At 74.3% G+C, this 20,541-nt stretch carries 20 protein-coding genes; 13 read left to right on the top strand and 7 right to left on the bottom strand.

Features of this window, described 5'->3' with window-relative positions:
• Nucleotides 1–69: 69 nt before the first annotated feature.
• Nucleotides 70–1,143 (bottom strand): hypothetical protein, encoded by a 1,074-nt coding sequence (locus ACFRQN_RS30545; protein ID WP_380743471.1) that lies wholly within the window; start codon nucleotides 1,141–1,143, stop codon nucleotides 70–72.
• A 627-nt stretch (nucleotides 1,144–1,770) separates the two neighbouring features.
• Between ACFRQN_RS30545 and ACFRQN_RS30540 the strand changes: the two genes are divergently transcribed.
• Entirely contained in the window at nucleotides 1,771–3,009 is a 1,239-nt protein-coding gene (locus ACFRQN_RS30540; RefSeq protein ID WP_380743469.1) for a cytochrome P450, read from the top strand.
• On the opposite strand, the gene ACFRQN_RS30535 is transcribed toward ACFRQN_RS30540, so the two are convergent.
• Nucleotides 2,966–3,505, bottom strand: a complete 540-nt coding sequence (locus tag ACFRQN_RS30535; protein WP_375877556.1) for a MerR family transcriptional regulator — start codon at nucleotides 3,503–3,505, stop codon at nucleotides 2,966–2,968. The two genes, ACFRQN_RS30540 and ACFRQN_RS30535, sit on opposite strands and share 44 nt — an antisense overlap.
• Before the next feature lie 141 nt (nucleotides 3,506–3,646).
• Here ACFRQN_RS30535 and ACFRQN_RS30530 point away from each other — a divergent pair, with 141 nt between their 5' ends.
• The 3 genes from ACFRQN_RS30530 to ACFRQN_RS30520 all read left to right on the top strand — a co-directional run bounded on the left by ACFRQN_RS30530 (nucleotide 3,647) and on the right by ACFRQN_RS30520 (nucleotide 7,450).
• Entirely contained in the window at nucleotides 3,647–4,888 is a 1,242-nt protein-coding gene (locus tag ACFRQN_RS30530) for an MFS transporter (protein WP_380743467.1), read from the top strand.
• 75 nt (nucleotides 4,889–4,963) lie between these two features.
• The gene (locus tag ACFRQN_RS30525) at nucleotides 4,964–5,470 is read left to right on the top strand and encodes a carboxymuconolactone decarboxylase family protein (RefSeq protein WP_117486856.1); all 507 of its coding nucleotides are present in this window, start codon (nucleotides 4,964–4,966) and stop codon (nucleotides 5,468–5,470) included.
• Between the two features lie 180 nt (nucleotides 5,471–5,650).
• Nucleotides 5,651–7,450 carry a penicillin-binding transpeptidase domain-containing protein gene (locus tag ACFRQN_RS30520; RefSeq protein ID WP_380743465.1) on the top strand — a complete coding sequence of 600 codons (1,800 nt, stop codon included), beginning with the start codon at nucleotides 5,651–5,653 and terminating at the stop codon, nucleotides 7,448–7,450.
• Nucleotides 7,451–7,603: 153 nt separating this feature from the next.
• On the opposite strand, the gene ACFRQN_RS30515 is transcribed toward ACFRQN_RS30520, so the two are convergent.
• Nucleotides 7,604–7,951, bottom strand: a complete 348-nt coding sequence (locus ACFRQN_RS30515) for a hypothetical protein (protein WP_049651406.1) — start codon at nucleotides 7,949–7,951, stop codon at nucleotides 7,604–7,606.
• 127 nt (nucleotides 7,952–8,078) lie between these two features.
• The gene (locus tag ACFRQN_RS30510) at nucleotides 8,079–8,471 is read right to left on the bottom strand and encodes a nitroreductase family deazaflavin-dependent oxidoreductase (RefSeq protein WP_107086431.1); all 393 of its coding nucleotides are present in this window, start codon (nucleotides 8,469–8,471) and stop codon (nucleotides 8,079–8,081) included.
• A gap of 239 nt (nucleotides 8,472–8,710) precedes the next feature.
• Between ACFRQN_RS30510 and ACFRQN_RS30505 the strand changes: the two genes are divergently transcribed.
• On the top strand, nucleotides 8,711–9,394 hold the full coding sequence (locus ACFRQN_RS30505; protein WP_380743463.1) for a TetR/AcrR family transcriptional regulator: 684 nt from the start codon (nucleotides 8,711–8,713) through the stop codon (nucleotides 9,392–9,394).
• Nucleotides 9,395–9,514: 120 nt separating this feature from the next.
• Here the strand turns inward: ACFRQN_RS30505 and ACFRQN_RS30500 are convergent, their stop codons facing one another.
• Nucleotides 9,515–10,747: an RNA polymerase sigma factor gene (locus ACFRQN_RS30500; RefSeq protein WP_380743461.1), complete on the bottom strand. Its 1,233-nt coding sequence runs from the start codon at nucleotides 10,745–10,747 to the stop codon at nucleotides 9,515–9,517.
• Nucleotides 10,744–11,115, bottom strand: coding sequence for a YciI family protein (locus ACFRQN_RS30495; RefSeq protein WP_049651409.1), 372 nt, complete (start codon nucleotides 11,113–11,115; stop codon nucleotides 10,744–10,746). Before ACFRQN_RS30495 ends, ACFRQN_RS30500 begins: the two co-directional genes overlap by 4 nt.
• Before the next feature lie 295 nt (nucleotides 11,116–11,410).
• On the opposite strand from ACFRQN_RS30495, the gene ACFRQN_RS30490 reads away from it, so the two are divergent.
• Complete coding sequence (locus tag ACFRQN_RS30490; RefSeq protein WP_049651410.1) at nucleotides 11,411–12,313, top strand: UTP--glucose-1-phosphate uridylyltransferase; 903 nt, start codon at nucleotides 11,411–11,413, stop codon at nucleotides 12,311–12,313.
• Between the two features lie 95 nt (nucleotides 12,314–12,408).
• Here the strand turns inward: ACFRQN_RS30490 and ACFRQN_RS30485 are convergent, their stop codons facing one another.
• Nucleotides 12,409–13,638: an FAD-dependent monooxygenase gene (locus ACFRQN_RS30485; RefSeq protein WP_380743459.1), complete on the bottom strand. Its 1,230-nt coding sequence runs from the start codon at nucleotides 13,636–13,638 to the stop codon at nucleotides 12,409–12,411.
• Nucleotides 13,639–13,806: 168 nt separating this feature from the next.
• On the opposite strand from ACFRQN_RS30485, the gene ACFRQN_RS30480 reads away from it, so the two are divergent.
• From ACFRQN_RS30480 to ACFRQN_RS30450, 7 genes are all read left to right on the top strand, one after another.
• Nucleotides 13,807–14,832 carry a hypothetical protein gene (locus ACFRQN_RS30480; RefSeq protein WP_380743457.1) on the top strand — a complete coding sequence of 342 codons (1,026 nt, stop codon included), beginning with the start codon at nucleotides 13,807–13,809 and terminating at the stop codon, nucleotides 14,830–14,832.
• A 226-nt stretch (nucleotides 14,833–15,058) separates the two neighbouring features.
• A complete protein-coding gene (locus ACFRQN_RS30475; RefSeq protein ID WP_049651413.1) occupies nucleotides 15,059–15,394 on the top strand; it encodes a hypothetical protein in 336 nt (111 codons plus the stop codon).
• Between the two features lie 168 nt (nucleotides 15,395–15,562).
• On the top strand, nucleotides 15,563–17,140 hold the full coding sequence (locus ACFRQN_RS30470; protein WP_375877564.1) for a peptidoglycan-binding protein: 1,578 nt from the start codon (nucleotides 15,563–15,565) through the stop codon (nucleotides 17,138–17,140).
• Nucleotides 17,141–17,145: 5 nt separating this feature from the next.
• A complete protein-coding gene (locus ACFRQN_RS30465) occupies nucleotides 17,146–17,625 on the top strand; it encodes a protease inhibitor I42 family protein (RefSeq protein WP_380743454.1) in 480 nt (159 codons plus the stop codon).
• Nucleotides 17,622–18,017, top strand: coding sequence for a hypothetical protein (locus ACFRQN_RS30460; protein ID WP_380743452.1), 396 nt, complete (start codon nucleotides 17,622–17,624; stop codon nucleotides 18,015–18,017). The genes ACFRQN_RS30465 and ACFRQN_RS30460 overlap by 4 nt, the downstream gene beginning before the upstream one ends.
• 177 nt (nucleotides 18,018–18,194) lie before the next feature.
• Nucleotides 18,195–19,037 carry a glycerophosphodiester phosphodiesterase gene (locus ACFRQN_RS30455; protein ID WP_380743450.1) on the top strand — a complete coding sequence of 281 codons (843 nt, stop codon included), beginning with the start codon at nucleotides 18,195–18,197 and terminating at the stop codon, nucleotides 19,035–19,037.
• Nucleotides 19,034–20,494: an MFS transporter gene (locus ACFRQN_RS30450; RefSeq protein WP_380743448.1), complete on the top strand. Its 1,461-nt coding sequence runs from the start codon at nucleotides 19,034–19,036 to the stop codon at nucleotides 20,492–20,494. Before ACFRQN_RS30455 ends, ACFRQN_RS30450 begins: the two co-directional genes overlap by 4 nt.
• Nucleotides 20,495–20,541: the final 47 nt, after the last annotated feature.

The following is a 20,541-nucleotide window of genomic DNA, read 5'->3' as shown; positions in this document are numbered from 1 at the left end:
CCGTCGAGGGGGACGGACCGCGGCGCAGCCGTGCGCGGAGCGGGGGTGCGCCGAGCCCGCGCGGTCGCCTCAGCCAGGATGGAAGGCGACCCGGACGGTGGCGTCGAAGGGGAGGATCAGCCCGTTGCCGGTCTCCCAGGTCCAGGTCCGCGGGACCAGGAACATCCGGCCGCCGGAGAGGGCCAGCAGCCGCAGCCCCTCGTAGCGGTAGCGGAACCGCGCGCCCTGGTCCACGTCCGGCAGCGCCGTCTCCCGCACCCCGGGCCACCCCAGGTGGAGGCGCTCGGGGGTGTCCAGGACGACCGCCGGGCGCCGGTAGAGGTGGTGGGCGAGGTCCTGGGCGTCGTCCGTCCCCTTCTGCTGGGCGTAGTCGCCGACCGCCCAGTACGAGCAGAGCACGATGAGCGCCACGCTGACGCCCAGCGCCGCCCGCTCCCCGGTCAGCGGGTACGGTGCGCCGGTGCCGCGCACGTACATCATCCGGGCCAGGACCGCGAGCAGCAGCGCGCCGCCGATCAGCAGCGGGGTGCCCAGCGGGCCGGCGTCGAACACCTCGAAGCCGGCCAGGAGGCCGAGCACCAGCAGCGGGACGACCAGTGCGGCGACCGCCCAACAGGCTCGGCGCACCGTCCGGGCGCCGGCCCCGCCCTTCCCGGCCGCCCTGGTCGCGAGGTGGTAGCCCAGCGCGCCGACCAGCGCCCCGCACAGGGCGACCCCGGCCGGGAGGTAGAGCGCGGGGGAACTGCGGATCAGCAGGTCCTGGGTGGCGAAGCCGATCGTGCCGGCGTCGATGCCGAAGAAGGCGTAGAGCGAACTGGTGTAGGCGTAGCCGAAGAAGAAGAGCAGTGCGGTGAGGAGGGTGGTCGGGGCGATCCAGGTGGCGAGCCTGGTGAGCCAGTCGGCCCAGGAGCGCGGCTGCGGCTGCCGCTGCCCGTCCAGGGGGTCCTCCTCGGCAGGTCTCAGGGGGTGCTCCCGGCGCCGCTGGACGGGCTCGACCCGTAACTCGGGGTCGCGCCGTTGCCGGTGGTCGCCCCGTCGTCGGGGCTGACGACGACCACCGAGCCCGCGGCCTCGATCCGCTTGGAGGAGTCGTCGGCCGTCACCGTGAGGCAGACGGTCCGGTCCTTGGTCCCGGGCTTCCACTGCGGGAGCCGGAAGTCGACCAGCTCGGTCTTGCCGTCGGTCACCCGCACCTGCTGCGAGGCGGGGGTGGCGTACGACGTGCTGCCGCACTCGGCGACCTTGCTGATCACGGCCGTGAAACTGGTCTTCGACGGGAAGGACAGGGTGATCCGGGCCCTGTTGTCGATGCCCTGAACGCTCGCCGAGGGCTCGCCGGCGGTCCGGAACCCGCCCTGGTCCCCCTCGTCCTTGGTCCGCTGGTCGTCCGGCAGGCCCGAGCCGCTGCTCTGGCCGTTCTGCCCGTTCTGGGTGGCGCCGGCCGACCCGGATCCGCCACCGCCGCCGCAGGCCGCGAGGACCGGGACGAGCAGGGCGGCCGCCAGCCACCGGCCCGCGCCGACAGGCCTTCCCGTTCGGATCCCGCCGCCTCCGAAGTGCCGGGTCCCAGGCATGCGTTCTCCCATCCGCGCGGCGAGCAGGGGCCGGTCGGCCCCGCCGCACCGTACCCGTGCGGGTACGGCCGGTCGGGCCGCCGCGCCGCCTCCGGCCGGGTCGGCCAGCCGTTCGGCGCAGCCCGGACGGGCGGCGCGCTGGCATAGAGTCGGACCGCAACCGACGAACCGTCAGCAGAGCGGAAGGACACGACCTGTGAGCACCGAGACCCGTCCGGTACCGGAGCTGGCCGCGGAGGTCGTCGAGCGGTGGCGGGCCGAGGAGGCCGAGCTCGTCGACCTGCTGGCCCGGACCCAGCGCCGTGTCGGCGGCGTCGCCGCCTTCCGGCTCGGCCCGACACCGACCGTCCTGGTCACCGACCCGGCCGCCGTGCAGCACGTCCTGGGCCACCACCCGGACCGGTACGTCAAGCGCTCGCACCGTGCCCGGATGCTGGTCGGGGACGGCGTGCTGTCCGCCACCGGCGACCCATGGAAGCGCCAACGGCGGGTGCTGCAGGCGCAGTTCACCGGCACCGGGATGCGCCGCTACGAGCGGCGGATCGCCGAGGCGGCGCGCCGCACCGCCGAGCGCTGGGAGGGCTACCGGCGCAGCGGGGAGGCCTTCGACGTCGGCGAGGAGATGCGCGGCTTCGCCCTGGACACCGTCTGGCGGGCGCTCACCGGGCTGCCGCTGGACGACCGGACGGACCGCGAACTCCGTTCGGTGGAACGGGTGGTGGCCGCGATGCCGACCCTGCCCACCAACGCGGCGGACGCCCGGGACGCGGTCGCCGAGGACCTCGCCCGGATCGACGCGGTGGCACACGCGGCGATCGACGCGGCGCGCTCGGCCGGCCCGACCGAGGAGCCCGGCGTGCTCCGGGTGCTGCTCGACGCGGGCGAGCAGGACCCCGGGTACACCGACCGGTTGATCCGCGACGAGCTGGTCACCCTGCTCGTCGCCGGCCACGAGACCACGGCCACCACGCTCACCTGGCTCTTCCTGCTGCTCGACCGCCACCCCGAGGCCCGGACGGCCGATCCGCAGGAGCTGGTGAGCGAGACGCTGCGGCTCTACCCCTCCGCCTGGCTGCTCCCCCGGCACGCCGTCGAGGACGACGTCATCGCCGGGCACCGCATCGCCGCCGGGACGGACGTGCTGGTCTGCCCGTACCTCACCCACCGCGACCCGGCGCTCTGGCCGGACCCGGAGCGCTTCGACCCCGCCCGCTTCGCCCACGGCGCGGACCGCCCCGGGCAGCTCGGCGCCTACTTCCCGTTCGGCCTCGGCGCCCGAGCCTGCCTGGGCACCCGGTTCGCGCTGCGTGAGACCACGGCGCTGCTGGAACTCCTGCTGCCAATGGGGCCGTTGACGTTCCGCTCGCGGCCGACGGGGGCGGCGTACAGCATCACCGTACGGCCGGACGGGCCGACGCCGGCGGTGCTGGGCTGAGGCCTTCCTGCGGTGTGGCGCTGCCCGACCGCGGGTGCTCCGACCGCGGGCCGTCCGGCCGGGCGGGCAGGAAGCCGTCGGCGAGCTCCTCGCCGGCCAGGGCGGCGTCGACCCGGGCACTGATGTGGGCCCGGGTGGTCGGACAGTCGAGCGGGCGGTCCCGACTGCACAGCAGCATGTGGGTGAGGACGGCCGCGGCGTGCTCCAGCCGGCGGGCGCGCTCGAGCATCCCGTCCCGCTGGGCGTGCAGCAGCGCCGTGCGGTCGGCCGCCCGCTCGCTGGCCAGGACGGCGGCGGTCCCGCTGACCGGGATCATCCCGTCCACGTGCCAGAGCTGGACCAGGGCGAGGCGCTCCAGCGACTCCCGGTCGTAGTAGCGGACCCGGCCGCGGCGGGCGGCGGGGGCGATCAGGCCGCACTCCTCGTAGTAGCGCAGGGCGGGCACCGAGAGACCGAAGGCCGCCGAGACCTCGGTGATCGAGTGGAGCTCCGCCATCCGCCGCCGCCTCCTTCGGGGTTGCGCCCAGGCCGAGTTGGGCTCGGCCGGGTGCGCCGGGACCGGGTTGCGCTCAAGCGCGCTTGAGCGAGAACGCTTAGGCAAGCCTAACCTCCCATCGAAGCGAAGGGCTTGCTCCCCATGCCGCTCACCGACCCGACGGCCACCACCGCGTCGGCCACTGCGACCACCACCGCACCCGCCCCCTCCCGCACCCCACGGGCCGCCGGGGCCCTGCTCGTCCTCGGTTTCGTCCTGCTCAGCCTCAACACCCGGGTCGCGTTCGGACAGATCGGGCCGCTCGCGCCGGTCGCCGGCTGGGGCCCGGGCACCGTGACCCTGCTCGCGCTGCTGCCGCCGCTGTGCATGGGCCTGTTCGCCCCGCTCGGCGCCCTGGCCCGGCGGCGGCTCGGCGAGGAGCGCGGGCTGTTCTGGGCGAGCGTGCTGCTGCTGGCCGGGGCGGTGCTGCGGACGGCGGGCCTGCCCGGGCTGTACGCGGGCACGGTGCTGGTGGGCGTCGCGGTGGCGGTGGTGAACGTGCTGATCCCGGTGTTCGTCCGGGCCCGCTTCGCGCCCCGGCGGATCGGCACCATGACGGGCGTCTACGCGCTGTCCATGGGCGCCGGTTCGGCGGTCGTCGCCGCACTGGTCGCGCCGGTCGCGGGCGCCTGGTCCTGGCAGGCCGCGATCGCGATCGCCGTCGTCCCGGCGGCCCTGGCGGCGGCCGGCCTGGCGCCGCAGCTGCGGGTCGCGCGGACGCCGGCCGGGCCCGTCGCACCCGCCGGGCGCCGCCGGGTCGGGCGGACGGCGCTCGCCTGGAGCCTGACGGCCTTCTTCGGCGTCCAGACCCTGGTCTTCTACGCGACGCTGGCCTGGCTGCCCACCGTCCTGGTCGACGCGGGCCTGAGCCGGACCACCGCCGGCACCGACCAGGCCGTGCTGATCCTCGGCCTCGCCGTCGGCGGCTTCCTCGCCCCGACCCTGGCCGCCGCCCGGAGCGACCAGCGGCCGCACATCCTGGGCGTGGCGGCCGTCTGCGTCCTCGGCCTGCTCGGCCTGGTGCTCGCCCCGGCAGGCGGGGCGCCGCTCTGGGCCGCCGTCCTCGGCATCGGCATGGGCGGCGGACAGGCGCTCGCCGCCGTCCTGTTCGCCCGTCGGGGCACCGACCCGGACCACGTCGCCGCGCTCTCCACCATGGCCCAGACCTGGGGCTACCTGCTCGCCGCCACCGGCCCCGCGCTCGCCTCCGCGCTCCACACCGCGAGCGGGTCCTGGGCGGCGCCGCTGCTCGCGATGGCCGGTCTGGTGGCCGTCGGCTGCGTCCTCGGGCTGCGGGCGGGCCGCGCTGTCACAAAGCCGCGCCGCGATCCGTCGGACCGGTGAGCGGGTGGCCGCACGGTCCACCCGGTCGAGCGGTCACCCGCTCATCCGCTCATCCGCGAGAAGAGGAACACCACGATGAACGCCCGTCCGATCACCGCCGAGGTCCCGCTGCGCCCGCGCATGGCCCAGGACCCGGTGCAGCTCGTCCCCGAGCTCGCCGAGGTCTCGGCCGCACTGTTCAAGGCCACCGGCAACCGGTCCGTCCCCCGCAGCACCATCAGCCTGGTCCAGCTGCGGGCCGGCCAGATCGCCGGCAGCACCTACCTGACCGTCCTGCACACCGGCTTCCTCCGCAGGGCCGGCGAGTCGGAGGAGCGGATCGCCTCGGTGGCCGGCTGGCCGGACTCCCCCTGGTTCACCGCCCCGGAGCGCGCCGCGCTCGCCCTGGTCGAGGCCGTCCTCCAGCCCAACCCGCACGGCGAGCGGGTGTCGGACGCGCTGTACGCCGAGGTCGCCGGGCACTACGACGACACGGCGCTGACCACGCTCATGCTCGCCATCGGCCAGGTCAACTTCTTCACCGCCATCGCCCTGGTCGCCAAGCCCGTCCCCGGCCGCTCCTTCACCGACCCCTGGGCCTGAGCGGCCGCTACGGCCCGCCCGGCCGATCGCCGGGCGGGCCGTCCCGCTGTCGACCGATCACCCGTCCCGGCATAGGCTGGTCCGCGCCCGAACGGACCTTCGTCCGGTCATCGGGCCGGCGGGCCGACATGCCGGAGGGGGCGTGCCCGCCACCACGGAGGATCGCAGGGGGACGGAAGCATGTTCGAGGAGCACAGGGACAACCGGCACGACGGGCATGACGGGCACGCCGGGCACGAGCAGGACGGCCGACTCGCCGATGTCGAGATCGAGTACGACCAGTACGACGATCTGGACGACCTCGACGGGCATGACGGGAACGACGACGGGGCACCGCGCAGCTCGACCACGCGCCGGGTCGTGATGGTCGCCGCCGGCGGGGTGTTCGCCGCCCTGCTGGCGGTCGGCGGCTACGGCGCCTACAACGTGCTGAACGCCGTGACGGACAACGGACCGGCCGGCGGCGGCCACCAGGGCGCCGGCACCGTGGCGAAGGCCCCGCAGGAGCCGCCGACCGCCGAGCAGGCCGAGTCGACGGCCAAGGAGTTCCTGGCGGCCTGGAGCCGCGGCGACATCCCGGCCGCCGCCGGTCTGACGGACCGGCCGGAGACCGCCCGCGCCGCACTGGCCACGTTCCACGAGCAGGTGGGTGCCCGCTCGCTCGCCCTGACCGGGACGGGCCCCGCGAAGGCCGACGGGCCGAGCGAGCCGGCCCTCGGCTTCCGGGTGAAGGCGGAGTTCGAGGGCACCCCGGACGCCTGGGAGTACGACAGCGTGCTGAGCGTCGTCCGGTCCCAGGACGGGCGGCCCGTGGTGCGCTGGAAGCCGTCCGTGATCCACCCCCAGCTCACCCCGGGCCGGACCATCGGGGTGCAGGAGACGCCCAACCCGGTGTCCAAGCCCACCGACCGCAAGGGCCGGCCGCTCGACACCTTCCCGTCGCTGCGCGCCGTCCTCCCCCAGATCGCCCCGCCGGACGGCGCGGCCGCCACCACCGGACGGGCCGTGGTGCTCTCGGGCGGCGGCGAGGCGGAGCGGCTGTTCGTGCTGACGCCGCCGAGCGCCCCGGTGGTCAAGCTGACCCTGGACGCCGACCTCCAGCAGGTGGCCGAGGACGCCGTCAAGCAGCAGGCGGCGAACGGCAATCCGGCCTCGCTGGTGGCCGTCCAGCCGAGCACCGGCCACATCCTGGCGATCGCCAACGCCCCGCAGGGCGGCTTCAACCGCGCGCTCGCGGGCGGCCAGGCACCCGGCTCGACGATGAAGGTGATCACCTCGGCCGCGCTGCTGGAGGCGGGCGTGCGCCCGGACACCGTGGTGCCGTGCAAGGAGACCACCTACTCCCCGCGCGCCTGGCACAACGACGAGAGCGGCGACTTCCCGTCCTACACGCTCGCGGACGACTTCGCCCGCTCCTGCAACACCGGCTTCATCGACAAGGGCCTGGAGAAGCTCCAGCCCGGCACCCTCGGCACGGTGGCCCGCGACCAGTTCGGCCTCGGCCTGGAGTGGCACATCGGCGTCCCGAGCCGGGACGCCACCATCCCGACGCCCGGGAACAAGGACGAGGCCGCGGCCGCGTACATCGGCCAGGGCCGGATCCAGGTCAACTCGCTGGTGATGGCCTCGGTCGCCGCCACCGTGCAGAACGGGACGTTCCGCCAGCCCGTGCTGCGCGAGGACGCCAAGCGCGTGACGGCGCCGAGCAGGCTCCCCGCCGACGTCGCCCGGGACCTGCGCGCCATGATGGCCAAGACCGCCACCCAGGGCACCGCCCGTACCCCGATGGCCGGCCTGTCCGGCCAGATCGGCGCCAAGACCGGCACCGTCGAGGCCGGCGGCCAGGCCACCAACAGCTGGTTCATCGCCTACCGCGGCGACCTCGCCGTCGCCGCCGAGGTCGAGGGCGGCGGGCACGGCTTCAGCGCGGCGGGCGTGGCCGCGGCCCAGGTGCTGAAGGCGGGCGGCGGCAAGGGCTGAGGCCCGGTCCGGCGCGCACCGCCCGCGCGCCGCGACCGCACCGCCCGCGGACCGCTACCGCACCGCCCCGTCCCGCCCGCGGACGCGCCTCGGCGCGTGCGCGGGCGGGGTGTCACAGGGCGGGCAACGGGGTGCTCAGGCGGGAGCGGGACCTCAGGCGGGGCCCTCGCCGTGGATCAGGCGGAGGTTCGGCATACCGGGGAACGGCGGGGTGTGCTCCGCCTCCCGCTCGGCGTTCAGGTCGGCCAGCATCCGGACGCCCCTCGCCCGGAACTCGGCCTTGCGCTCCTCGTCGGCCTCCTCCTCGCCCGGGTAGAGGACGATGTGGACGGCCCCCTCCTCGCCGTCCCAGGTGTAGCTGCGGTACGGCGGGATCTCGATCCCGTCGATCGTCTCGATCCCGTCGACGATCTCGTATCCGTCGATCGTCATGATCTCGTCGGTCTTCTCGGGTTCGTCGGCCTTCTCGGGTTCGTCCGTCGCTTCGGGCTCGTCCCTCATGGGGAACCTCCGGTGGTTGTCCTCGGCTGGTCTGCCGCCGTGGACAACGATTCGGGAGCAAGAAGGGCCCGGTGACTCACCGTAGTTCCTCCCTTCCGGTACGAACACCCCCGTCCGGCAGGGGTGTTCAGCTGCCCGTGATGCGGAAGACCGGGTAGCCGGGGGCGACCCGGAGCAGGTCCTCGGCCGGGGCATCCGGGCCGATCCCCTCGAAGAACGGGGCGACCTGCCAGTTCCAGCGGCGCAGGTAGGCGCGGAGCACCTCGGGCTTGTCGGCGTCCGGGAGTTCGGTGGCACGGAAGGCCTCGGTGCGGCGGCCGACCCGGAGTTCGCCGGTGCCGGCCGCCCGGAGGTTGCGGACCCACTGGGTGTGGCCGCGCGGTGCGACCAGGTAGCGCTCGCCCTCATGGGTGAGGATGTTGACGGGGGTGGTGCGCCACTCGCCGCTCGTGCGGCCGCGGACGGCCAGCACCCGGGAGCCCCAGAGGCTGACCCCGGCCTTGGCGAAGGCGGCGACCATGCCGTTGAGCAGCTTGCCGGCGGCGATGCCCAGGCGGGTGGTGGGCGCCTGGAGGCGGCTGGTGGAGCTGGGCAGGTGCTCGGCGCGGGACATCGCGACTCCTCGGTTCCGTGAATACCGCTTCTCTTCGAGAGCACTGCTCTCGCTTCGACTCCTTCAGCATGGCACCGGCGAATGAAAGAAACAAGAGCAGTGCTCTCGCTTGTGTGCGGCGCTCCGGAATGTGGCAGTCTGTCCCCATGCCAGCGATCCGGACCGCCCGCGAACGGGCCCGCGAGGAACTCACCCGCGAGATCAAGCAGGAGGCCCGCCGCCAACTCGCCTCGGTGGGCGCCCAGCAGCTGTCGCTGCGCGCCGTCGCCCGCGAGCTGGGCATGGCCTCCTCCGCGCTGTACCGCTACTTCGCCAGCCGCGACGAACTGCTGACCGCGCTGATCATCGACGCCTACAACGAACTCGGCGGGGCCGCGGAGGGCGCCCTCGCCGCCGCCGGGGCGGCCGCGCCGCGCGAGCGCTGGCGGGCGCTGTGGACGGCCACCCGCGACTGGGCCCGGGCCAACCCGCACGAGTTCTCGCTGCTCTACGGCACCCCGGTGCCGGGCTACGCGGCGCCCCGCACCACCGTCCAGCCCGCCACCCGGCTGCCGTTCGCCCTGATCGGCGTGGTCCGCGACACCAGGCTGCGGCCCACCCAGCCCGTCCCGCCGCCGCGCGGCGCGCTGGCCGGGCAACTGACCCGGATCGTCACGGAGTTCGGCCTCGACCTGCCGCCGCACGTCCTCGCCCGGACCATCGGCGCCTGGGTGCAGCTGGTCGGCCTGATCGGCTTCGAGCTCCACGGCCAGCTGGTCGGCTCGTTGGACCCGGCGGACGACTTCTTCGCCTGGACCACCGAGCAGACGGCCGACGCGATAGGGCTCTGACCCGGGCCCCGGGCCCCGCGAAGCGGCACGACCGGGCGGCCCGACCGGACGCGGCTCAGCAGGCCCGATCAGCAGGCCCGATCAGCAGACCCGATCAGCAGACCCGATCAGCGGGCCGGCTCAACCGGTCGGCCGCACCCGGCCCGCGCGGGTCTCCAGGTACCGGCGCTCCGCGAGGCTCGCGGTGGCCCGGGCGGCGCGCCGGTAGTGCTCGTACGCCCCTTCCGTGTCTCCGGTCCGCTCCAGCAGGTGCGCCCGGACGGAGAGCAGCCGGTGGTGGCCGGCCATCCGGGCGTCCGCGTCCAGCGCGGCGAGGAGTGCCAGGCCGGCCTCCGGGCCCTCCGTCTCCGCGAGGGCGATCGCCCGGTTGAGGGTGACCATCGGGTTGGGTGCGATCCGCTCCAGGATCAGGTACAGGGCGTGCACCTGCCGCCAGTCGGTGTCCTCGGCGCGGGCCGCGTCGGCGTGGGTGGCGGCGATCGCGGCCTGGAGCCGGTACGGGCCGAGCTCCGGCCCGGCCAGCGCCGCCTTGACCAGCGCCGTTCCCTCCCCGATCAGGTCGCGGTCCCACCGGGTGCGGTCCTGTTCGGCCAGCGGGACCAGGTCGCCGGTGGCCGTCGTCCGGGTCGCGCGGCGGGCGTGGGTCAGCAGCATCAGCGCGAGCAGCCCGGCGACCTCGCCGTCCTCGGGCAGCCGCGCGCGCACCGCCCGGGTCAGCCGGATCGCCTCGCGGGCGAGGTCGAGGCGGTGCAACTCGCCGCCGGAGGTGGCGGTGTAGCCCTCGTTGAAGATCAGGTAGAGCACGTGCAGGACCACCCGCAGCCGCTCCTCGCGCTCCTCCGCCGACAGCGCCCGCCCGGGCTGCTCGAACGAGCCGCCGGCGGCCCTGATCCGCTGCTTGGCCCGGCTGATCCGGGCCGCCATCGTCGCCTCCGGCACCAGGAACGCGCGGGCGATCTCGGCCGTGGTCAGTCCGCCGACCGCCCGCAGCGTCAGGGCGGTCCGGGACGCCGCGGTCAGCGCCGGGTGGCAGCACAGGAACAGCAGGAGCAGCGTGTCGTCGGTGTCCGGCACCTCCTCCGGGACCACCTCGGCGGCCGCCGTCGCCCACTCCCGCTCGCGCCGAGCGCGGTCGCCGCGCAGCTGGTCGATCAGCCGCCGCGAGGCGACCGTCACCAGCCAGCCGCGCGGGTTGTCCGGCACCCCCTCGGACGGCCACTGCACGGTGGCGGCGAGGACGGCCTCCTGCACCGCGTCCTCGCACCCCTCGAAGCGGCCGTACCGTCGTACCAACGCGCCGAGGACCTGCGGCGTGAGCCCACGCAGCAGGTCCTCGAAGTCCGGTTCCGTCATGCCTCCAAGTGTCCGTCGGAGAACATCACCTGCCGCACCTCGACGCCCAGCCCCTCGATCGCGGCGTCCGGGATGCGGCCGGCCAGTTCGACCGCGCGCTCCTTGTCCTCGCAGTCGACCAGGTAGAAGCCGCCCAGGAACTCCTTGGCCTCCAGGAACGGTCCGTCGGTCACCACCGGCTGCCCGTTGCGGACGGTCACCACGGCGGCCTGCGACGGATCGACCAGCGCCTGGGTGAGGACCAGCTCGCCGGACTCCCTGAGCTCCTCGATGAACCGGCCGTGCCCGGCGCCGATCGCCCCCTTCTCCTCGTCGGTCAGCGCGTCCAGCACGGCCGGGTTCAGGTGCAGGCTGATCAGGAACTTCATCTCGTCCTCCTCGGGTTCGCGGGCCCCGGCGGGGCCGACCTCGACCGGTGGTCGGAGCGGGCGACGCCGTCTTGACGTCCCCCGGCGGACAAATCTCCCACGAATCCCCTCACACCTCCCGCGCCCCACGGCTCACCGGCCGCTCGCGGGCGGCGGGCGCAGCCGGACGGCCGCCGGGGGGCCAACTTCCGTACGGCAGCCGTCCACTCAACGTGCCGCCGGTCCTTGATAGCGTCGGCCGTGACGCCGCGTCACCAAGGCGTCGCACCACCGACGAAACGAGAGAGCGTCTCACATGGCCCCCAGGACGATCCGCCGAGCCGTCATCCCCGCCGCCGGGCTCGGCTCCCGCCTCCTGCCGCTGACCAAGGCCACGCCGAAGGAGATGCTGCCGGTCGGCGACAAGCCGGTGATCGAGCACACCGTGCGCGAGCTGGTCGAGAGCGGCATCACCGACATCACCATCGTCGTGAACGGCGACAAGGGGCTGATCCAGGAGCACTTCCGCCCCAACCCCGTCCTGGTCGAGCAGCTGCGCCGGGACGGCAAGGAGGCCTTCGCGGCGGCGGTCGAGGAGGTCGGCGAGCTGTCCCGCAAGGGCCACATCAGCTACCTCTACCAGCACGGCCCGTACGGCAACGGCACCCCGGTGCTCAACGCCGCCCGCCACTTCGGGGACGAGCCCTGCCTGGTGCTCTGGCCCGACGACGTCTTCGTCGCGGAGGTCCCCCGCGCGCAGCAGCTGATCAGGGCGTACGAGCAGACCAACGCGCCGGTGCTCGCGCTGATGCCGATGGCACCCGAGGACTCCTACCGGTACGGCGTGCCGGTGGTGAAGGAGGACCTCGGCGGCGGCTCGCTGCGGATCAGCGGCCTGGTCGAGAAGCCGAAGCCGGCCGACGCACCCTCCTCGTACGCGGCGATCGGCGGCTACGTCATCACCCCGGGCATCGTCGACGAGCTGCGCGAACTGACCCTCCGCTGGCACGAGAAGCCCGAGGACGAGGTCTACCTGACCGACGCCATCAACGCCTACGCGGCCCGGCGCGCGGTCTACGGGCAGGTCATCGCCGGCACCTGGTACGACACCGGCAACCCCGCCGCCTACCTGCGCGCCCAGTTCGCGGCCGCGCTCGCCAACCCGGAGTACGGGCCCGAGCTGCGCCGGCTCGCCGCGGAGCTCTCCCCCGCCTTGTAGGACGTCCCGCCCGGACGGCCCGTGGCGGGACGGGCCGTGGCGGGACGGGTCGTCGGGGCGGATCGTCGGGGCGGCGAAACCGGCGGTCGGGGCGGTCAGTACGCGGGCAGGTCGAAGTCGAGGGCCGCCCGGAAGGCCGCCTCCAGCTCCGGACCGGGCCCTTCGAGGTTCGCGATGCTGTCGACCCGGGCCCGCCGGTCGCCGGTCAGTTCGAGGATCGCCTGGTTGGCGGCCACGTGGTCGCGCAGCCGCCGCTCGTAGGCGGGGTAGGCCGCGCGGTGGTCGCCGTCGGCCGCGTGCAGCTCGCCCGCCAGGACGTAGGCGGCGGTCAGGGCCACGCTGGTGCCCTGACCGGTGAACGGGGAGCAGCAGTAGCCCGCGTCGCCGAGCAGCACGACCCGGTCCTTGGACCAGCGCTCCATCCGGATCTGGGCGACGACGTCGTAGTGGAAGGCGTCAGTCTCCTCCAGCGCCCGGAGGAAGCGCGGCACCTCCCAGCGCGCGTGGGCGGAGCGCTCGGCCACCAGCCGCCGCTGCCGGGCGGGGTCGCGCGGGAGCATCCGGTCGAGCGGCTCCTCGGTGTCGAGGCCGACGAAGACCCGCAGTTCGCTGTTGTCGCGGACGGTCATCGCCATGCAGAACCAGTTCTGGTCGTCGCCGAGCCGGTGGACGACCTCCCAGCGGTCCAGGCCCAGGTGGTTGGGCACGCTCCAGCCGGCGAGGTAGGTGCCGATGGGGTGCAGGTAGTCCGCTTCGGGGCCGAAGACGAGGCGGCGGGTGTTCGAGTGCAGGCCGTCGGCGCCGACGACCAGGTCGAAGGCCTGCTCGGTGCCGCCGCGGAACCGGACCTCGACGCCCTCCCGGTGCTGCACCAGGGTGTCGATCGAGTCGCCGAAGCGGTACTCGACGCCGGGCCCGGCGGTTCCGGCGCCCCCGACGCCCGCGTCCGCCGCGGCGATCAGCCCGGCGAGTTCGTCGCGCAGGATCTCCACGTCCGGGCCGTCGACCGGCCCGCCGGTGGCCGTCCACTCGGTGGTGCGGCGCAGCTCGCGGCCGTCCGCGTCGACCACGGACATCCCGCGCAGGCCGGTCCGACGGGCCCGGATCTCCTCCAGCAGCCCCATCCGCTCGACCACCGTCAGGGCGGTGCCGCGGACATCCACGGCCTGCCCGCCGCCGCGCAGCGAGGGGGCCCGCTCCACGACGGTGACGCGGAAGCCGTACCGGTTCAGCCAGTACGCGAGGGCGGTGCCGGCGATCCCGGCGCCGGAGACCAGGACGGAGGTGGTGCGCGGGCCGGAGCCCGGCCAAGTGCTGTTCGACATGGTGTTCCTCCCATGGATTGCTCTGTCTCAACACCACTGTGCGGTCTGCCACTTGCAGGACGCGGACACCGCGCTGTCACCGTCGGCGGGACACCGGCACGGCGCTGACAGCACGGCGCCGGGGACCCTGGTTCCGGGCGCCACCGGCCGATCTCTAGGGTCGACCCCATGCCGAGAACCACACCCCCGCGCCCGCTCGACGTCGAGGCGCTCTTTCCCGAACTGGCGCACCACCGGGGCACCACCACCCGGCTCCATCCGCGCCCCGGACGGCCGGACGCCTCGGCGAGCTCCGTCGGCGGCCCGCTGCTGTGGCCCGCGGACGAGCCCTGGCCGGTCTGCACCGACCCCCACCCGCACGCCCGCGGTCGGCGCCCGGCGGACGTCCACCGTTCCCGGGAGGTCCTGGCCGCCGCCTGGAACCGCGAGCAGGACCCCGGACCGACGGACGGGGAACGGCAGCTGCTCAAGGAGCTCGACCGCCGCCACCGCGTCGAAGGACCGGCCGCGGACGGCCCGTTGCCGCTGGTCGGCCTCGCGCAGTTCTACCGGCGGGACGTCCCCGACCTGCCGCCCGGGCCGGACGGCTGCGACCTGCTCCAGGTGTTCTGGTGCCCCTTCGACGCCCACGGCCCGGGCCGCTGGGAGATGCTGCTCGACCTGCGCTGGCGCCGTTCGTGGGAGGTCGCCGAGGTACTGGCCCAGCCCCCGCGCCCGGAGGTCGTCGGCTTCGACGGGTACCTGCCCGAGCCGTGCGTGCTGCATCCCGAGCAGGTGCCCACCTACCCGTTCGCCGGCCTCCTCCCGGAGGACCTGTGCGCCCGCGTCCGCGCCTGGGAGGAGGCCCGGGAGGCGGCGGCCGAGGAGCACGGGGAGGACGACCCGCCGCTCTACCAGTACGACCTGTCCATCCCGCCCGGCTGGCGCGTCGGCGGCTTCGCCTCCTGGCACAGCACCGACCCGGCACCGATGGACTGCCACGACTGCGCGACCCCGATGCGGCTGCTGCTGACCGTCGACAGCTCGGAGTGGGACGGCGGCAGCGGCAGTTGGCGGCCGCTGGAGGACGAGGCCTCGGCGGACGGCCACGGCGTCGTCATGCCGACCGAGGTCACCGTCGGCCGCTGGGGCCTGCTCAACGTCTTCGCCTGCCCCGCCGACCCCGGCCACCCGCACCGCTGGAGCATCCAGTAGCCGGGGCCGCCGCCCCGCCCGCGGCAGGGTGACGTCCGCGGCCCGTCGCCCGGTGACTGCGGACGGAGCGTCCGTCGCCCGCCGTCACCGGGTTCCGGACGGTGTGTCATGAATTCGCAACAGCCCTCCCACCAGGCGCGATACGAATTGCCCGGGCACCGGAGGGCCCGTAGGGTGCTCGAACGCCGTCGCGTGGACGGCTCGGGGGACGCACGAGGGGTGAACCATGGCGCAGGGGTCGGGGTACGCGATCCAGGCCGGCGGGGCCGAGGGGCAGGCGAAGGCGCTGGACAAGGCGTCCGGGGACGAGGGGACGATCGGAACGGCGATCAGCGACCCGGTCTGCTACGGCGCGGACGTGTTCGGGGGCGAGGACGTCGACCCGGCGTACCGCAACTTCAGCAGCGCCTGGCAGGCGGAGACCGCGACGATCAAGAGCGCGCTGAGCGAGCTGGCCGGCAAGGTGCGGGGCTCCTCGAACGGCTACCAGTCGGCCGACGGCAGCGTGGTGAAGGATCTCGCCTCCGCCTCGCGCAGCGGCGACTACCGGCCCTTCGGCTGAGGCGGGGCCGGCGCGCGCCGGACACCGGAGCGGACGGCGGCTGACGAGCTGACGTCCGCAAGCCGATGAGAAGCCGTCGAGCGGCCGATGGGCAGCCGACGGAGGACCGCCGGGCAGCGGCGGGGAACGACACCACGGGCAACGGGTACAGGGGGCGAACGGGCCGTCATGGCAGGCGAATCCACCACGCAGCGCTGCAAGGCGCTGACCGACCGGCTGAAGGACGTCCGCGGGGCGGACAACAAGAACGATCTGATCTCCGCGATCAAGGGCGCGCTGGCGGTCCACGCGCCGGTCGGGGACCCGGGCACCATCGAGGCCACCGGCAACCGCTACAAGACCGCGGCCGCCGACTCGACCCAGCTCCACCAGGAGGTCCTGGCGGTCGCCACCTCCGGGCTGCCGGACGTCTGGACCGGTTCGACGGGCGCGAAGGCCGCCGAGGTGGTGGCCGCCGCCGCCCGCGCCGTCGACCAGCAGACCACCGCGCTCTACAACGGCGGGACGGCCCTGCTCGGCCTCGCGGACGCGCTGCGCTCCGCCCAGGGCCAGGACGGCGCCGCACGCTCCGCGCTCCAGCAGGTGCTGAGCGAACTGGGCGGCGAGCAGGGCTGGTTCGACGAGTGGTTCGAGGACGACGAGGACGAGGCGGCGCGCAAGAAGGCGCAGCAGGCCGCCGTGCCCCAGGTCGACGCGATGCTGAGCGCCGCCAAGCACGCCGACGAGGCGGCCCGGGCGGCGGCCCGCGACCTGAACAAGCTGGCCTCCGAGGCCCGGGCGGGGAAGATGAAGACCAACGCGGTCACCGCCGCCGACAAGCTGGTGCTGGCCGAGACCTCCGGTCCGGACGGCCCGACCGAGCTGAACGAGCTGCTGACCGCCAACGACATGAAGCGGTCCGGCGAGTACCTGGACAAGATGAACGACAAGGACCGGGCGGACTTCGAGAAGCTGCTCGCCGACTCCAAGTCCCCGCAGGAGCGCGCCTATCTGATGAAGGCGCTGGCGGCCGGCCACTCCATGGACGAGATCCGCGCCTTCCAGGGCAAGATCCACGGCAAGGACCCGGAGTGGCTCCGGACGCACCTGACGCCCGTCTACACCGAGGACGGGGACACCAGCAGCGGCGGGCAGCAGGAGAACGGCTCCAACCGGAACACGGACCAGGTGACCTTCGACGGCGCCAACTGGAAGCAGGCGGACACCGAGGGCACCTGCGTCGCCTCCTCCACCGTGACCGCCCGGGCGATGGTCGACCCGCTCTACGCGTTGGACCTGACCGGCGGCCCGTCCGGCCAGGAGGACGACCCGGCGGCCTTCCAGCAGCGGCTGCTGGCCGAGCAGCACCGGGTGCACCAGGAGGGCGACGGCGGCGCGAACTGGGACGGCATGGGGGCGGACGGCAAGGAGAAGGTGCTGGAGAAGGAGGTCAGCCCGCACACCGGCGCCGACTTCGACTACAAGCCGATGCCGGACAGCAACGCCCGGCGCGAGCTGCTGCCGGACATCGAGAAGGCGGTCGCCGACGGCAAGCCGGTGCCGGTCGGGGTCGAGGGCTACGACAAGGACGGCAAGCGGTCGGGCCACGCGATGATGATCGTCGGCCAGGAGGGCAACATGCTGCAGATCTACAACCCGTGGGGCACCACCACCTGGGTCAGCGAGGACGACTTCGTCAACGGCCGGATGGCCGGGGCCTCGGACGACCGGCTGCCCACCGCCTACGCCGTCCACCTGCCGAAGTGATCGGCGTGGCAAGGGTGTTCACGGCGGCGTCGGCGCGGAGGCCGGCCCGCGGGCCGCTGCGGGCGGCGGCACTGGCGGCCGTCCTGGCGGCCGGGCTGACGGCCTGCGGGCAGGACGCGCCGTCCGGTCCGGACCGCGGCCGGGTGCTCGGCGCGGAGGAGCGCTCGGTCAGCCTCGCCGTCGGCGAGCGCTTCACGATCGCCGTCCGGGACAACTCCTCGGTCGGCGACCGCTGGAGCGTCGCGACCCCGCAGCCGGACGCCGCGGTCGCGGCCCTGGTCGCGGAGAAGCTCGACCTCCCCGCGGAGTCGAAGACCTCGGACGGCGTCGGCGGCACCCGCTTCTACACCTTCGAGGCCAAGGGCCGCGGGACCACCGCCGTCACCCTCCTCAACTGCTTCCGCAGCTACTGCAACCTCCCCGCACCCAGCGAAGAGAACAGGAACATGGTCGTGCGCAACACCTACCCGGTGACGGTCCGATGAGCCCCGACGACCGCTTCCGCCCCAGGACCGACGAGGAGCTGCGGCAGCTCGACGTGTCCGCCATGCTCCGCTACGGCCTGGCCTTCGCCGGTCCGCACCGGGCCGCGCTGTTCGGCGAGGGCGCCGTCGCGGCGGCGCTGGCCGCCGACGCGCTGGGGGTGCTCCCCCGGTCGCTCGCCTTCCTCGCCGAGGTGGTGCGCAGCGGCGGCGCCCGCTACGCCGCGGACCTCGCCGAGCCGCTGCCCGGGGCGGAGCCGGCCCGGCTCGCCCGCGACTGGCTGGGCTCGGCGGCCACCACCGTCACCAGCGTCGACGGCGACCAGCTGCTCGCCCGGTGGCTGGACGCCGTCGCGGAGATCCTCGGCATGCGCCGGGACGTCCGGGGGACCTGACGGGGGCCAGGCGGGCCCGGAGGGAGGACCTGACGGGGGCCTGGCCGGGGATCCGGCCGGGGTCCGGCCGCGCGTTACTGCTTGACAGGGTGCGTCATACTGTAACGCGCTGGTACGCCCGCGGATCCCGACCCCGTCGGAGCCGTCGGGCCCTCCCCCCGCAGCTCGGAGCACCGCATGCACCCCTTCCTCGACCACCCCGGGCCGCTCGCCTTCGCCCACCGGGGCGGTGACCTCGGGCGCCCCGAGAACTCGCTCGCCGCCTTCGAGGCCGCCGTCGCGCTCGGGTACCGCTACCTGGAGACGGACGTGCACGCGACCGCCGACGGTGTGCTGGTCGCCTTCCACGACACGCACCTCGACCGGGTCACCGACCGCGCCGGGGCGGTGGCGGAGCTGCCCTGGGAGACCGTCAGGCGGGCCCGGATCGGCGGGACCGAGCCGGTGCCGCTGCTGGAGGACCTGCTCGGCGCGTTCCCCGGGGCCCGCTTCAACATCGACGTCAAGGCGGCGCCGGCCGTCGGGCCGCTGGTCGAGGCGATCCGCCGGACCGACGCCTGGGACCGGGTCTGCGTCGGCGGCTTCTCCGACAGCCGGCTGGCCGCCGTCCGCGCCGCCGCCGGACCCCGGCTGGCGACCTCGCTCGGCCCGCGCGAGGTGGCCCGGCTACGGCTGCGCTCGCTGGCCGAATCGTTCCTGCCCGGGCGCGCCTCCACACGGTCCGGAGCGCCGTCCGAAGCCCCGTCCGGGGCGCCGTTCGCCGGGTTGTGCGCGCAGGTGCCGGAGCGTCACCGGGGCGTCCGGGTGGTCGACCGGGCCTTCGTCCGCACCGCCCACCGGCTCGGCCTCCAGGTGCACGTCTGGACTGTGGACGATCCCACACGGATCAGGGCTCTCCTGGACCTGGGTGTGGATGGCATCATGGCCGATCGCATCGACGTCCTGCGGGACGTCCTCGGCGAGCGCGGCTGCTGGACGGACGGCAGTACCGGCTCCAGCACGGTGATGGGAACCCCATGAGCACCACGAACTCGGCGACGCACCTGCCGGACGACCCACCGACCGACCCCAGTGCCGACCCGGCCGCCGACGCCGACGCACGCTCCCTGCGCCGGATGCAGTTCGGCTGGTACATCAACGACTGGGCCAACGCCGCCTTCTCGGCCACCGTCCTGACGGTGTTCCTCGGCCCGTACCTGACCACCGTCGCCAAGGACGCCGCCGACGCGGCCGGCAACGTCCACCCGCTCGGCCTGACGATCCGCGCAGGATCGTTCTTCCCGTACACGGTCTCCTTCTCCGTGCTGCTCTCGGTCGCGGTGATGCTGCTGACCGGCACCGTCGCCGACCGCACCGGGCGGCACAAGGAGCTGATGTGCGGCTTCGCGTACGTCGGCTCGCTCGCCACGATGGGGATGTTCTTCCTCGGCGGCGACCGCTACCTGCTCGGCGGCGGGCTGCTGGTGGTCGCCAACATCGCGTACGCGGTCTCGGTCGCGCTGTCCTACGCCTACCTGCCCGGCCTCGCCTCCCCCGACGAGCGCGACAAGGTCTCCTCCAAGGGCTGGGCCTACGGCTACGCGGGCGGCGGACTGCTGCTGATCGCCAACCTGGCGCTGTTCCAGGGCCACGACGCGTTCGGCCTGGACTCCGGCACCGCCGTACGGATCTGCCTCGCCTCGGCCGGCCTGTGGTGGGCGCTGTTCACCATCGTCCCGATGCTGCGGCTGCCCTCCCGGGCCGGCGTGGCCCCCACCGCCACCGCCGCCCCCACCGCCCCCGCGGAAACCACGGCCACCGCGCCAGGCAAGCCCGGAAAACCCGGCAAGCCCGCCACCGGCAGCCTGCGCGAACTCGGCCGCACCCTGCGCCGGATGCGCGAGCACCCGCTCACCCTGCTCTACCTCGCGGCCTTCCTCTGCTACAACGACGGCATCCAGACCGTCGTCTCCCAGGCCTCGCTCTACGGCAGCGAGGAACTCGGCATGGAGCAGACCTCGCTGGTCACCGCCGTGCTGCTGGTCCAGGTCGTGGCGATCGGCGGCGCCCTGCTGCTCGGCCGGATCGCCCACCGGTACGGCGCCAAGCGGACCATCCTCGGCTCCCTGGTCGGCTGGGTCGTCACCCTGGCCCTCGGCTACTTCATGCCCGCCCACCAGCCCGCCTGGTTCTACGCCCTGGCCTGCATGATCGGCCTGGTGCTCGGCGGCAGCCAGGCGCTCTCCCGCTCCCTCTTCTCCCACCTCATACCGCCGGGCCGGGAGGCCGAGTACTTCAGCTTCTACAAGGTCAGCGACCGCGGCACCAGCTGGATGGGCCCGCTCGTCTTCGGCCTCGCCTACCAGCTCACCGGCAGCTACCGCTCGGCGATCATCTCGCTGCTGGTCTTCTTCGTCATCGGCTTCGCCGTCCTGCTCAAGGTCCCGGTCCGCCGCGCCATCGAGGCCGTCGGCAACCCGGTCCCCGAGCGCCTCTGACCGCTCGCACGACGGACCGGGCCCGGCCGCTCCCCGCTCAGGCAGGG

The organism is Kitasatospora sp. NPDC056800, assembly GCF_042789775.1.
In the GTDB taxonomy this organism is placed as follows: domain Bacteria; phylum Actinomycetota; class Actinomycetes; order Streptomycetales; family Streptomycetaceae; genus Kitasatospora.
The sequence above is the reverse complement of the archived record's forward strand: the minus strand, read 5'-3'. Positions and strand labels throughout refer to the sequence as shown.

Excerpts from the sequence above, each read along its gene's own strand:
- ACFRQN_RS30535 (WP_375877556.1), bottom strand. The coding sequence starts at position 3,505 with ATGGCGGAGCTCCACTCGATCACCGAGGTCTCGGCGGCCTTCGGTCTC.
- ACFRQN_RS30530 (WP_380743467.1), top strand. The coding sequence starts at position 3,647 with ATGCCGCTCACCGACCCGACGGCCACCACCGCGTCGGCCACTGCGACC.
- ACFRQN_RS30525 (WP_117486856.1), top strand. The coding sequence starts at position 4,964 with ATGAACGCCCGTCCGATCACCGCCGAGGTCCCGCTGCGCCCGCGCATG.
- ACFRQN_RS30520 (WP_380743465.1), top strand. The coding sequence starts at position 5,651 with ATGTTCGAGGAGCACAGGGACAACCGGCACGACGGGCATGACGGGCAC.
- ACFRQN_RS30515 (WP_049651406.1), bottom strand. The coding sequence starts at position 7,951 with ATGAGGGACGAGCCCGAAGCGACGGACGAACCCGAGAAGGCCGACGAA.
- ACFRQN_RS30510 (WP_107086431.1), bottom strand. The coding sequence starts at position 8,471 with ATGGTCGCCGCCTTCGCCAAGGCCGGGGTCAGCCTCTGGGGCTCCCGG.
- ACFRQN_RS30505 (WP_380743463.1), top strand. The coding sequence starts at position 8,711 with ATGCCAGCGATCCGGACCGCCCGCGAACGGGCCCGCGAGGAACTCACC.
- ACFRQN_RS30500 (WP_380743461.1), bottom strand. The coding sequence starts at position 10,747 with ATGACGGAACCGGACTTCGAGGACCTGCTGCGTGGGCTCACGCCGCAG.
- ACFRQN_RS30495 (WP_049651409.1), bottom strand. The coding sequence starts at position 11,115 with ATGAAGTTCCTGATCAGCCTGCACCTGAACCCGGCCGTGCTGGACGCG.
- ACFRQN_RS30490 (WP_049651410.1), top strand. The coding sequence starts at position 11,411 with ATGGCCCCCAGGACGATCCGCCGAGCCGTCATCCCCGCCGCCGGGCTC.
- ACFRQN_RS30485 (WP_380743459.1), bottom strand. The coding sequence starts at position 13,638 with ATGTCGAACAGCACTTGGCCGGGCTCCGGCCCGCGCACCACCTCCGTC.
- ACFRQN_RS30480 (WP_380743457.1), top strand. The coding sequence starts at position 13,807 with ATGCCGAGAACCACACCCCCGCGCCCGCTCGACGTCGAGGCGCTCTTT.
- ACFRQN_RS30475 (WP_049651413.1), top strand. The coding sequence starts at position 15,059 with ATGGCGCAGGGGTCGGGGTACGCGATCCAGGCCGGCGGGGCCGAGGGG.
- ACFRQN_RS30470 (WP_375877564.1), top strand. The coding sequence starts at position 15,563 with ATGGCAGGCGAATCCACCACGCAGCGCTGCAAGGCGCTGACCGACCGG.
- ACFRQN_RS30460 (WP_380743452.1), top strand. The coding sequence starts at position 17,622 with ATGAGCCCCGACGACCGCTTCCGCCCCAGGACCGACGAGGAGCTGCGG.
- ACFRQN_RS30455 (WP_380743450.1), top strand. The coding sequence starts at position 18,195 with ATGCACCCCTTCCTCGACCACCCCGGGCCGCTCGCCTTCGCCCACCGG.
- ACFRQN_RS30450 (WP_380743448.1), top strand. The coding sequence starts at position 19,034 with ATGAGCACCACGAACTCGGCGACGCACCTGCCGGACGACCCACCGACC.